Origin of the sequence: Brackiella oedipodis DSM 13743 (genome assembly GCF_000621025.1) — a bacterium.
In the GTDB taxonomy this organism is placed as follows: domain Bacteria; phylum Pseudomonadota; class Gammaproteobacteria; order Burkholderiales; family Burkholderiaceae_B; genus Oligella; species Oligella oedipodis.
On record NZ_KK211205.1, the window covers coordinates 407,124 to 419,489 of the forward strand.

9 protein-coding genes are annotated in these 12,366 nt (G+C 48.3%); all 9 read left to right on the top strand.

The features are described from left to right. The first annotated feature begins 69 nt into the window (after window positions 1-69). The 9 genes from Q335_RS0105235 to ftsW all read left to right on the top strand — a co-directional run bounded on the left by Q335_RS0105235 (window position 70) and on the right by ftsW (window position 12,359). Complete coding sequence (locus tag Q335_RS0105235) at window positions 70-1,881, top strand: ATP-binding cassette domain-containing protein (protein ID WP_028357731.1); 1,812 nt, start codon at window positions 70-72, stop codon at window positions 1,879-1,881. A 206-nt stretch (window positions 1,882-2,087) separates the two neighbouring features. After that, the gene (gene mraZ, locus Q335_RS0105240; protein ID WP_028357732.1) at window positions 2,088-2,516 is read left to right on the top strand and encodes a division/cell wall cluster transcriptional repressor MraZ; all 429 of its coding nucleotides are present in this window, start codon (window positions 2,088-2,090) and stop codon (window positions 2,514-2,516) included. A gap of 3 nt (window positions 2,517-2,519) precedes the next feature. Continuing rightward, window positions 2,520-3,518 carry a 16S rRNA (cytosine(1402)-N(4))-methyltransferase RsmH gene (rsmH, locus tag Q335_RS0105245; RefSeq protein ID WP_028357733.1) on the top strand — a complete coding sequence of 333 codons (999 nt, stop codon included), beginning with the start codon at window positions 2,520-2,522 and terminating at the stop codon, window positions 3,516-3,518. Beyond that, window positions 3,515-3,826 (top strand): cell division protein FtsL, encoded by a 312-nt coding sequence (ftsL, locus tag Q335_RS0105250; protein ID WP_028357734.1) that lies wholly within the window; start codon window positions 3,515-3,517, stop codon window positions 3,824-3,826. The genes rsmH and ftsL overlap by 4 nt, the downstream gene beginning before the upstream one ends. A 1-nt stretch (window position 3,827) precedes the next feature. Next, window positions 3,828-5,669, top strand: coding sequence for a peptidoglycan D,D-transpeptidase FtsI family protein (locus tag Q335_RS0105255; RefSeq protein ID WP_028357735.1), 1,842 nt, complete (start codon window positions 3,828-3,830; stop codon window positions 5,667-5,669). Then, window positions 5,666-8,455: a bifunctional UDP-N-acetylmuramoyl-L-alanyl-D-glutamate--2,6-diaminopimelate ligase MurE/UDP-N-acetylmuramoyl-tripeptide--D-alanyl-D-alanine ligase MurF gene (gene murF, locus Q335_RS0105260; RefSeq protein WP_028357736.1), complete on the top strand. Its 2,790-nt coding sequence runs from the start codon at window positions 5,666-5,668 to the stop codon at window positions 8,453-8,455. Before Q335_RS0105255 ends, murF begins: the two co-directional genes overlap by 4 nt. A gap of 15 nt (window positions 8,456-8,470) precedes the next feature. Then, window positions 8,471-9,640 carry a phospho-N-acetylmuramoyl-pentapeptide-transferase gene (mraY, locus tag Q335_RS0105265; RefSeq protein WP_028357737.1) on the top strand — a complete coding sequence of 390 codons (1,170 nt, stop codon included), beginning with the start codon at window positions 8,471-8,473 and terminating at the stop codon, window positions 9,638-9,640. Between the two features lie 5 nt (window positions 9,641-9,645). Continuing rightward, the gene (gene murD, locus Q335_RS0105270) at window positions 9,646-11,154 is read left to right on the top strand and encodes a UDP-N-acetylmuramoyl-L-alanine--D-glutamate ligase (RefSeq protein WP_028357738.1); all 1,509 of its coding nucleotides are present in this window, start codon (window positions 9,646-9,648) and stop codon (window positions 11,152-11,154) included. Continuing rightward, a complete protein-coding gene (gene ftsW, locus Q335_RS0105275) occupies window positions 11,151-12,359 on the top strand; it encodes a putative lipid II flippase FtsW (protein WP_028357739.1) in 1,209 nt (402 codons plus the stop codon). The genes murD and ftsW overlap by 4 nt, the downstream gene beginning before the upstream one ends. The last annotated feature ends 7 nt before the right edge of the window (window positions 12,360-12,366 follow it).

The following is a 12,366-nucleotide window of genomic DNA, read 5'->3' on the forward strand; positions in this document are numbered from 1 at the left end:
CTTTATGAAGGCCATTTTTAAGTATGGGATAATGTACTATTTAGCGATTATCTTGGTGCATTCATTGTTATGGCAGCAGAAACCTTAATTACCTTGACGAATGCGAGTTTGGCATTTGGTCATCACGCTTTATTAGATCAGGTTAATTTTACTATTCAACAAGGCGAGCGCATTGGCCTTATTGGTCGCAATGGAGCAGGTAAGTCTTCTTTACTTAAGGTGCTTGACGGACGGGTGCAGGCCGATGATGGTGAAGTCTCTGTCCAGAACGGTGTACGCGTACTGACGGTAGAGCAAGAGCCAGAGCTCGATGCGCAAAGTACGGTATATCAAAGTATTCTAGGCGATCATCAAGATCAAGAAGATTGGTCTCGACCCGCGCGCGTGAGTAGTTTAATTAGCCAACTAAATCTAAATCCAGAGGCCTTGATTGAGGGCTTATCAGGAGGTACCCGCAAACGTATCGCTTTAGCGCGAGCACTGGTCGAAGCACCGGATTTATTACTTCTAGACGAGCCGACAAACCATTTGGATTTTGAAGGGATACAGTGGTTGACGCAGATGCTCAACAAAATGTCTGGGGCTTGTTTAATTATTACGCATGATAGGTGCTTTTTGGATGATGTGACGCAACGCATTGTCGAGCTTGATCGCGGTCAGTTATTCTCGTTCCCTGGTAACTTTAGTCAATGGCAAGTCAAAAAGGCCGAATGGCTCGCAGCTCAAGCACAACAAAATGCGCGCTTCGATAAATTTTTAGCCCAAGAAGAAGTCTGGATTCGCAAAGGTATTGAAGCTAGACGCACGCGCAATGAAGGGCGTGTCAGACGCCTTGAGCAATTGCGTCGTGAGCGGGCGGCTCGACGAGAAAGTATGGGCAATGTCAGTTTTGCCCTCGATAAAGGGCAGAACTCCGGCAAAATCGTCGCGGAACTTGAACATATTAGCCATGCCTTTGGCTCCAAAACCGTGATTAAGGATTACTCGACCACCATCTTACGAGGCGATCGGATTGGTTTAATCGGACCCAATGGCGCAGGTAAAACCACGCTCCTAAAAATTATCCTTGGTCTTTTACAGCCAGACAGCGGCCGGGTCAAGGTCGGTACCAATCTGCAAATTGCCTATTTTGATCAGATGCGAGACCAACTCGATGAAGAGGCCAGTCTCATGGAGGTGATCAATCCGGGCAGTGAATGGATAGAAATCGGTGGCCAACGCAAACACGTGATGAGTTATTTAGGTGATTTTTTGTTTTCACCGGCTCGTGCGCAGTCACCCGTCAGTAGTTTATCAGGGGGTGAGAGGGCGCGCTTGCTGATGGCGCGTTTATTTGCGCGCCCTGCCAATGTTCTAGTCATGGACGAGCCGACCAATGATTTAGATATTGAAACCTTGGAGTTATTGGAGCAGTTATTACAAGAGTTTGATGGCACGGTACTGTTGGTCAGTCATGATCGAGCCTTTTTGGATAATGTCATTACCCAAACAATTGCTTACGAGGGTGACGGCCGGTGGCACGATTATGTTGGTGGTTATCAGGACTGGCTGCAACAACGTCAAGATCAGGCACCCACTCAGTCTAGCAAAAGCCAATCGAATTCCACTCCGAAAGCCGCGGCGCCGAAAGCAAAAGGAGATAAACCCAAACGAGCCAGCAAATTGAGTCCTTGGGAAGCTGAGGAATTACAGCAAATCCCTGAAAAGATAGCGGCCATCGAGCAAGAGCAAGAACGCTTAGGACAAGCGCTGAGTGATCCTGATCTGTACAATGAGGGTCCCGACAAAGCGCAAGCACTGCAGGCACAATTACAAGCACTAGAAGAACAAATGACGCAATTATTTGCGCGTTGGGAAGCCCTAGAAAGCAAAGAAAAATAAATTCCCACCCACACTCCAAAACTAAACTTCAACCGCAGGGTCATGACCATAGGTCAGCACCTGCGGTTTTGTTTTTGGAACGCTGCAAGTTGTTGAAAAATAGCAAATTTTTTTCTAAGAAACACAATATTACCTTGCTATAAAAATGAAAATGTCTTAAAGTGGGAGAAAGTGCAAGAAAGTGGTACAAAGTGGGATAAAAAGTGATTTTCCAGGGAAGCCATTCATTAACGTTAGATGCCAAGGGCCGTATGACTATACCGGCTCGGTATCGTGACGGCCTTCTCGAGGAGGCCCATGGGGGTCTGACGCTCACTTTGAATTTTGAAAATAGCTTGTTGGTGTATCCCCGTTTCGAATGGGAAAAACTGCGCGAGCGCTTGATCCAATTGCCTGCTTCGCACGCGAGAGTGCAACGGGTATTACTCGGTAATGCCTTTGATGTAGATATTGACAAAGCGGGTCGAGTGTTAGTGCCACCACAATTGCGTGCCAAAACGCAAATTGACAAAGACGTGGTCCTTGTGGGTATGGGTAATCGGTTCGATCTTTGGGATGCCGAGCAATACGAGGCTGTACTGGCTCGAGATTTGGCAGCAGGACTTCCCGAAGATTTATCAGATTTCTCTCTCTAAATCATGACAACAAAGTTTAGTCACAGCTCAGTTTTGTTACATGCGGCTGTCAATGGCCTAGTGGATGAGCAATTTAATCCCAAAGCCAAACATGTGCACGATGCCTTAGCGCCGCAGCATCTGAGTGGTGTCTTTGTCGATGGCACTTTTGGTCGCGGCGGTCATAGTCGCTATTTATTGAGCCACCTAAGCCCAGAGGCGCGCTTGTTTGTGTTTGATAAGGATCCCCAAGCGATTGCTGTCGCTCAGGAGCTGGCCGCACAAGACTCAAGAGTGACCGTGGTCCACGAAGGTTTTGCACAGATGCCGCAAGTCCTGGCCGACAATGGGATTGGCCACGTCCGCGGCATTATGTTGGATTTAGGCGTGTCATCGCCGCAAATCGATGACGCTACCAGAGGATTTTCGTTCATGCGGGATGGTCCGCTGGACATGAGGATGGATACAAGTCGTGGGATGACTGCGGCAGAGTGGTTGGCTCAGGCCAGCATTGATGACATGAAAGGAGTGATAAAAGATTATGGCGAAGAACGGTATGCTTTCCAGATTGCAAAGGCGATTGCAAATCGCCGCCAATCCCAACCGTTGCGCACTACGCTCGAACTTGCCGAGCTCGTCGCAAATACGGTCAGGCAGCGTGAAAAAGGGCAACATCCGGCTACAAGGACCTTTCAAGCTATACGGATTTACCTCAACCAAGAACTATCGCAACTCGCTAGCACCCTCTCGTCTGTACTAGGCTTATTGCAAGCGGGTGGTCGATTATCGGTGATTAGTTTTCACTCCCTCGAGGATCGTATGGTTAAGCAAGCCATTGCTGCGGCTTCTAAGCTAGATGCGGAGTTGGCGCGTTTGCCCCTAAGGCAGGATCAATTGCCGCCGCCGCAGCTGCTTAATTTAGGCAAGCTCAAGGCCTCTGCCCAAGAGGTCAGCGATAATCCACGCGCCCGTTCAGCCACCCTCAGGGTGGCGCAACGCACCACGGCGGAGGTCAGCCAATGAGCAAGCTCGTTTTATTTAGTCTAATCGCCTTGTTCTTATACAGTGCAGTCACACTCGTTACGGTGCGTTATGAGCAGCGCCAGCTCTATATCGATATTGAGCGTGAGGCCAAAAGTACCAAGAAATTACAAACGGATTGGCGTTTTTTGGAATTACAACGCGCCAATCTGACCAATACGATGAGCGTCAATAAGGTCGTCACCGAAAAACTCGATATGCAAGCGCCTTCGGTGAACGACATTTTGTATTTACCCGAATCTGAATTAGCACCCGTCGAACATCTCAAACCACAGGTCAAGGGAAACTAACATGGATAACAAAAAATCTTTCAAACATCGACCTGTCGGTAAGTCCCGCAATTCCTATACGCGCAATTCTCGACCCTCACCACGTGCCATCCATCACTCCCCAAATAATCGTTACAGCACGCCTGTGTTATCGCAAGAGTACTTTGCTGAGCGCAGCAAATGGGTCTTTGCCATCTTAATCCTCGCGATTATTGTCTTGGTAGGGGTCGCTGCTTTTCAACAGTTTTCACAAAGTGGTTTTTACCGCGCCGAGGGCGAAAAACGTTACGAACGTGAAATCACTTTGCCACCGGTTCGTGGCCGTATAGAGGATCGAAATGGTCAATTCTTAGCCACTAGTATTCCTGTATCAGGGGTTTGGATGATTCCAGACGAGGTGGCTCAGGCGTCTATGTCGCAGCTTAAAACCTTGTCTCAGCAAACGGGTCTCAAGGCTGTGGACATCCAAAAAAGCGTGACCAAAAATCAAGGCAAGACCTTTGTGTATCTCAAACGCCAAGTGCCTATGGCTAATGTAGAGATTCTTAAAGCCGCCAAAATCCCTGGTATTTATTTTTCACCCGAGGTCAAACGCATCTACCCACAAGGGCCGTTAATGTCGCACATCGTCGGCTTTACCAATATTGAAAACCTCGGTATTGAGGGCCTCGAAAAACAACTCAATGGCAGTCTCAATGGTACGCCGGGTAAACGTGTGGTCTTGCGAGACCGCCTCGGTCGTGTGGTACAAGATGTGTTTAATGCTGAACCGGCCAAGGATGGTGAAAATGTCAAACTTACTATCGATAGCCAATTACAGTTGATCGCCTACAAGGCTGTTGAGAAAGCCGTCAAAGAACACCAAGCAGAATCCGGTGGCGCCGTGGTGATTGATACGACCACTGGTGAGATCCTGAGTATGGTGAGCTATCCCTCTTATGATCCGAACGATCCCTTTGCGCGCAAAGGTAAGGCACTGCGCAATACCGTCATTACAGATACTTTTGAGCCAGGCTCGATTATTAAACCATTAGTGGCGGCGTTAGCATTGGATTCAGGGGCGATTACCCGCACCCAAAAATTCGCTACTGGTAATGGCCGCTACCAATACCAAGGTCATACGATTACTGACGTGAGTCGTTGGAACGGTACGCTAGATGTCGCCGGGATTTTGCGTCGTTCTTCTAATATCGGTATGACCATGATTTCTGAGCGTTTGAACTCCAGACAAATGTGGACAGTCTTTCAGGCACTTGGTTTTGGTCAACGTCCAGATATTGGTTTCCCTGGCGCGGCGCCTGGCCGTTTACGTCCTTGGGAGCGCTGGAAACTCATCGAAAAAGCGACCATGTCCTATGGTTATGGCGTCTCAGTGTCCTTGTTGCAAATTGCCCATGCATACACCGCTTTGGCGCGCGATGGCGATATGATTTCGCTTAGCCTCATCAAAAATAAACAACGACCAACAAGTGTACAAGTCTATAGCCCTAGTGTCGCCATCGATGTACGTAATATGCTTGAAGCGGCGGCAGGAGCTACCGGTACCAAAATTCAAGCCAAAGTAGAAGGCTATCGTATTGGCGGCAAGAGTGGTACGGCTAGACAGATTGTGAATGGTGCCTATAGCCATAGTGCTTTCCGCGGCTCCTTTGTGGGCCTAGCCCCTATCTCTAAACCACGAATTGTCGTGGCTGCCACTATCAATCGTCCAACCAAAGCCGGTTACTATGGTAGTTTGGTGGCCGGTCCGATTGTGGCAGAAATCATTGAATCTTCACTCAAACATCTTGGTATCGTCCCTGATGCTAAAACTGTCCCAGTGCTAGAAGCCAGTAATCCTCCAACAAAAGGTAATCGAGGATGAGTTCCACAGATATCATCACATGGCTACAACAGCAAGGTTGTAGCCATGCTCATTTAAGACTTGACTCCAGAGACATCCAAGCCAGCGATGTCTTTGTTGCTTGTAAGGGCTTGCAACAGCATGGCATCGCCTACTGCGAACAGGCGCTAGCCAACGGTTGTAAAGCCGTTCTAATAGAAGCCGACAGCCATGCGCAGGCCGTATTCACACAGGCACAAGCCAAGCTCGAGGCTCACAAGGTTCCGTACTTATTCGTTGAGAACTTACATGCAAAACTGGCCCAATTAGCCGATGACTGGTATCAAGCCCCATCTGAGTCTGTCAAAGTGATTGCTGTCACGGGTACCAATGGCAAAACCTCATGCGCCAATTGGATTGCCAGTGGCCTGAATTTATTGGGTCACAGCTGTGCGGTGATGGGGACATTAGGGACTTTTTTACCCGATGGGACTCGGATCAATAGTAGTCTCACGACCCCGGATATTCTGACCGTCCAAAGCGTGCTCGCACAACTACGCCAACAACAAATCTCTTACTTAGTTCTCGAAGCCTCTTCTATCGGCATAGAACAAGGCCGTCTGCAGGAGGTTCGCATTCATACCGCTGCCTTTACCAATCTTAGTCAAGATCACTTGGACTATCATGGCACCATGGCGAATTATGAAAATGCCAAGGCCTTATTGTTTCAGTGGCCACAATTACAAAATGCCATCATTAATCTTGATGATGCGGCCGGTCAACGAATATATGCAAATTGCCAAGCCCAGCACAAAATTAGCTATAGTGCAACGGCTTTAGACGCTAGCGTTCATGCGAGTGATTATCAAGTAACCCATGAGGGGATGGCGTTTACGATTACAGCAGCCGACCATCAATGTCGTGTGCGGACGCCTATTTTGGGTTGCCATAATCTTAGCAATTTATTACTGGTCTATGCCGTACTACAACAATGTTGTCCAGAGCAGGCGCTCGATGCAGTAATGTCACAGTTAGTGCCTGTTGAAGGGCGGATGCAACACATTCATTTGCCAAGCACAAGGACTAGTCAAGCCGCCATGCCATTAGTGATGGTGGATTATGCTCATACACCTGATGCCTTGCAGCGCGTTTTAGAGGCGTTACGGCCCATCGCCCAAGAGCGTGGCGGTCAGATTCATTGTGTCTTTGGGTGTGGGGGTAATCGTGATCGCAGCAAGCGTCCGCTAATGGGGCAGATTGTCGCGCAAGCCGCTGACATGGCCTATGTCACGAGTGACAATCCGCGCTTTGAAGAACCCGCCGCCATTATTCAAGATATTCTGCAAGGTGCTCCTACGCAGCTACAACATGCCGATGTTGAGCGCCCTTACAGTATTTTGCTAGCTACCCTCAAGGCTCAAGCCCAAGATATTGTGTTAATCGCGGGTAAAGGTCATGAGACTTATCAAGAGATTAAGGGGCAACGGCGTTTTTCTGATGATCGTGAATGGGCACGCTTAGGCCTGTTATTACGGACGGCGCCAAGCATCGCGACAGACACACGCAAGCTACAAAACAATGAGTTATTCATTGCACTCAAGGGTGAAAATTTTGATGCTCATCGTTTCTTGGCACAAGTCCAAGAAAAACAAGCCTTGGCGGCGGTAGTACAAACCGTCAATGAAGAGCTTGATTTGCCGCAAATTAAAGTCGCGGATACCTTATATGCCTTGCAAGTGATGGCCAGAGCTTGGCGTCAATGCTTTACTATTCCAATCATAGCTGTGACGGGCAGCAATGGTAAAACCACGACCAAAGAGATGATTGCCTCGATCCTTAAGCAAACCTATGGTGAGCCGCATTATTTAGCCACGGCAGGCAATCTCAATAATCACATTGGCGTCCCTTTGACCTTATTACGTTTGCGCCCGTCGCACAAAGCAGCGGTCATTGAGTTGGGTATGAATCATCCTAATGAGATTGCGGTGTTAGCTCATATGGTTCAGCCAAGTGTGGCTTTAGTGACGAATGCTCAGCGCGAGCATCAGGAATTTATGCAAAGCGTTGAGGCAGTTGCCCTCGAAAACGGCTCGGTATTTCATTATCTCAGAGATCAAGGTACGGCGATTTATCCTGATGACGAAACCTATAGTGATTGTTGGCGTCGTATCGTTGAGCAACACCCTGGTCTTAACACACATACGTTTGGGCTGCTACCTTCGGCGCAAAGTTATGCAACGCAGATTCATAGGCTCGCGACAGGGATGAATTTTGAGTGGCATTGTCAAGGCCAGCAGCAAGCGGTGCAATTACAAGTACAGGGTCTGCATAATGTCCGCAATGCGTTGGCTGCTGCCAGTGCCTGCGCCGCGGCGGGTATAGACAAAAATCATATTGAGTGTGGTTTGCAGCAGTTTGCCGCTGTCCAAGGCCGCATGCAAACGCATGTTTGGCAAGCGCACAAAATTCTAATTGACGATAGTTACAACGCCAACCCTGATTCAGTGCGTGCTGCCATCGATGTCTTGGCAACCTTGCCGCATCCACAGGCCTTAGTGTTGGGTTCTATGGCTGAGGTTGGTGAGAATGGACCTGCTATGCATGCCGAAGTGGGCGCCTATGCAAAACATCAGGGCATTGATTTTGTATTTTGTTTTGGCCAAGCCACCCAAGAAACTGTAAATGCCTTCGGTCAAGGGGCGTATTATTGTGACAAGATTGATAAAATCACGGCTTTAATGACCAAACATCAGATCCAAAGCGCCTTAGTCAAAGGCTCCCGTTCCATGCATATGGAACGGATCGTGCATCAATTGTTAGAAGTATAAATCGGGGTTACTAAAATGCTCTATGAGCTGTTTAATGCATTAAGTAAAGATTACAGTTTTTTTGCTGTATTTCAGTACATCACCATGCGCGCCATTATGACCTTTGGCACCGCTTTATTTATTGGCCTATTATCGGGGCCTTGGGTGATCCGCAAACTGGCTGAACTCAAAATTGGTCAGGCCGTCAGAACCTATGGGCTTGAAACCCATCTCAAAAAAGAAGGCACTCCAACCATGGGTGGAGTCTTAATTTTAATCGGTATCGGTGTCTCAGCGTTATTGTGGGCGGACTTAAGTAATCGTTTTATTTGGGTCGTATTATTAGTGACCTTTGGTTTTGGGGCCATTGGTTGGGTCGATGACTATCGCAAGGTTGTACATCGTAATCCCGAAGGTATGTCTTCGCGCGAGAAGTTTTTTTGGCAAATGTCCATTGGTTTGGTAGCCGCTATTTATCTCGCCTTTGCCGTTTCCGCGCCCGAAAATGGCGATGTCTGGTTGTTATTCAAGCACTGGGTCTTAAGTGGCTTTGATATGCCTTTGCCGGATCGCTCCCATCTGATCGTGCCTTTTTTCAAAAGCATAAGTTATCCACTGGGCGTCTTTGGCTTTGTCTTCTTGACCTGGATGGTAATTGTCGGTTCCAGTAATGCCGTCAATCTTACCGACGGTCTCGATGGCCTCGCGATTATGCCGACGGTGATGGTTGGTGGCGGCTTAGGTATTTTTGCCTATGTGGTCGGTCGCGTAGATTACTCCAGCTACTTATACTTTCCGTATATTCCAGGTGCCGGTGAGATGTTAATTCTCTGTTGTGCGCTTGGCGGGGCAGGTCTTGCTTTCTTATGGTTTAACACCCATCCCGCTCAAGTGTTTATGGGGGATGTGGGCGCTTTGGCACTAGGCGGTATGTTAGGTTGTATTGCTGTCATCGTACGTCAAGAAATCGTACTCTTTATTATGGGGGGTGTCTTTGTTGTCGAGACCTTATCCGTGATGTTGCAAGTGTCTTGGTATAAATACACCAAAAAACGTTATGGTGAAGGCCGTCGCATTTTTTTAATGGCTCCTTTACATCATCACTACGAAAAACTCGGTTGGAAAGAAACTCAAGTGGTGGTGCGCTTTTGGATTATCACCATTATGTTGGTGTTAATTGGTTTATCTACTCTTAAATTGCGGTAATTTTCATGTCTTATCAATTCTTGGTGCCCGCCCATGTATTGGTGTTGGGTCTAGGCGAAACTGGTTTAGCAAGTGCCTTGTGGTGTCTCAAAAATAACGCCCGAGTGACCCTGGTGGACACCCGAGAAAATCCCGCGGCCTGGCAAAAACTGCACGCTGGCTATGCCAATGTAAGCCATTATTTCGGTGAGCACGCCCTACAAACAGTCCCCCTAGAAGATGTGGATGCGATTGTACTCAGTCCAGGTTTGTCCCCTAACCAAGCCGAGATTAAACACTTTTTACAAAAAGCTAAGCAGCACAAGATTGAAATCATCGGTGAAGTTGAGTTATTTGCTCGCGCCTTAAAGCAATTAGCCCAAGCACAGAATTACGATTATCAGGTTCTGGCGGTGACGGGTACCAACGGCAAAACCACGGTGACTAGTATGGTGGCCAGTATGCTAGCGGCGGCTGGCTTTACTGTGCAAGCGGCGGGTAATATCAGTCCCTCAGTCTTGACGGCCCTCATGGCGGCGCTGGAGCAAGAGCAATTGCCACAGGTATGGGTCTTGGAATTGTCTAGTTTTCAAATGCATACGACGCATTCACTGCACCCTCAGGCCTCCGTCGTCATGAATGTGACGCAAGACCACTTGGATTGGCATGTGGACATGGCGGATTATGCTGCGCACAAAGCGGCGTTATTGCAATCTAGTCAGATCAAAATCATCAACCGTGATGACGCCATGGTAAGCGCTATGGTGGCTGATATAAGAGCGCCTGAAGTTCGCAGTTTTGGTTTGCAAGCACCGACTTGGGCGGGTGACTTTGGATTGGAACAAAATGCCGACGTGCTGTGGCTAAGTTTGGCGCAAAGTGACACCCAAGAGGAGACTATTTCTAGCAAGAAAAAAACAGTCGTTCCTGCGTTACGTGGCCAAGGCGCTAGCAAGCGTCTGATGCCGATTGATGCGATGGCTGTCAAAGGGCTGCACAATGCCTTGAATGCCATGGCGGCTTTAGCTTTATGTCAAAGCATTAAGATCCCCTTAGCGCCTTTGCTCAATGCCTTACGGGTGTATCAAGCACAACCCCATCGCATGAATTTTGTGCGCAGTGTGCAAGGGGTAGAATTTATCAATGACAGTAAGGGGACCAATGTGGGCGCAACGCAAGCGGGCCTAGAAGGCTTATCGCAGCCCATTATTCTGATTGCCGGCGGCTTGGGTAAAGGTCAGGATTTCACGCCGCTCGTCCCCGCCCTAAAACAAAAAGTCAAAGCCTTATTATTAATCGGTAGAGATGCGCACATCATTGCCGAACAAGTCGCTGCCGCACAAGTACAGACGCAATTTTGTGACAGTTTAGAAGAAGCAGTACAAGCCTCTATGCAGTTGGCTCAAAGTGGTGATGTGGTGTTGTTTTCACCCGCATGCGCCAGCATGGATATGTTCCGCAATTATGGTCATCGCGGCGAGGTTTTTGTGGAAGCGGTGAGAGACGTTGCGCTCGATCACGGAGAAATTGCATGAATACAAGCAAGTCTTTGTTTGGGATTAACGCTATCCGACCGACGCGCAAACACATGCGCGACTATGATTTGTTATTAGTGGCGGTGATTGGTGCCTTGTTAATGACCAGCATTGTGATGGTGTATTCCGCCTCGATTGCGCTTTCTGATAACAATAACGCCCTGCAACATCAGTATCAATACCTGTTTCGTCAACTCATCTATGTGGGGGTTGGCTTGGCCGTGGCCTGGTTTGTGTGCCATATTCAAATGGACATCTGGGAGCGCTATAGCAAGCATGTATTTTTGGCGGCACTGTTGTTCTTGGTACTCGTCTTGGTGCCTTTTGTGGGCCGTCAAATCAATGGCGCTTATCGGTGGATCCCATTGGGCTTTTTTAATTTTCAGCCATCGGAATTCATGAAATTTGCGATCGTCTTGTACACCTCAAATTACGTCGTTCGCAAAACCAAAGAACAAAAGCTCACGACCTTCAAAGAGGGGCTACTTCCCATTTTGATCATTCTCGCTGTGGTCGCAGGCTTAATCGTCAAAGAACCAGACTTGGGGGCAACGGCGGTGATTTGCACCGTGAGTCTTTGCATTTTGTTCTTAGGGGGTATCCAGAAAAAAATTCTTGCAGGGTTAGGCGGTCTGTTTATTGTTTTACTTGCTGTGACTATTTGGTTGACGCCATGGCGTATGCGCCGTTTTTTATCTTATTTGGATCCCTTTAGTGAAGAGTACGCGCAGTCGACAGGTTATCAATTGATTCACTCACTGATTGCCATAGGTCGCGGCGGTTGGACGGGCGTCGGTCTTGGCTCGAGTATCGAGAAATTGCACTATCTGCCAGAAGCCCATACCGACTTTATTATGGCCGTGATTGGCGAAGAGCTGGGCTATGTGGGGATGGTGGCCGTCATGGCGTGTTTTTTGATTGTGGTTTATCGTGGCTACAAAATCGGACGTCATGCCATGATTATTGATCGTCATTTTTCGGGGTACGTCGCCCAAGGCATTGCCGTCTGGATAGGGGTACAATCATTGATTAATTTTTGCGTCTGCATTGGGGTGCTGCCCACCAAAGGTCTCACGCTCCCTTTAGTGAGCTTTGGGGGCTCTGCCATGGTGATGAATTTAGCCATGATTGCCTTACTTTTGCGCGTCGATCACGAAAATCGCAAATTGTCTCGAGGTCAAGTCGATAGAAGAAATCATCGTTGAGACGAAT

Bases quoted from the DNA above. Each gene is read 5' to 3' on its own strand.
- Q335_RS0105235 (WP_028357731.1), top strand. From the start codon at position 70: ATGGCAGCAGAAACCTTAATTACCTTGACGAATGCGAGTTTGGCATTT.
- rsmH (WP_028357733.1), top strand. From the start codon at position 2,520: ATGACAACAAAGTTTAGTCACAGCTCAGTTTTGTTACATGCGGCTGTC.
- ftsL (WP_028357734.1), top strand. From the start codon at position 3,515: ATGAGCAAGCTCGTTTTATTTAGTCTAATCGCCTTGTTCTTATACAGT.
- Q335_RS0105255 (WP_028357735.1), top strand. From the start codon at position 3,828: ATGGATAACAAAAAATCTTTCAAACATCGACCTGTCGGTAAGTCCCGC.
- murF (WP_028357736.1), top strand. From the start codon at position 5,666: ATGAGTTCCACAGATATCATCACATGGCTACAACAGCAAGGTTGTAGC.
- mraY (WP_028357737.1), top strand. From the start codon at position 8,471: ATGCTCTATGAGCTGTTTAATGCATTAAGTAAAGATTACAGTTTTTTT.
- murD (WP_028357738.1), top strand. From the start codon at position 9,646: ATGTCTTATCAATTCTTGGTGCCCGCCCATGTATTGGTGTTGGGTCTA.
- ftsW (WP_028357739.1), top strand. From the start codon at position 11,151: ATGAATACAAGCAAGTCTTTGTTTGGGATTAACGCTATCCGACCGACG.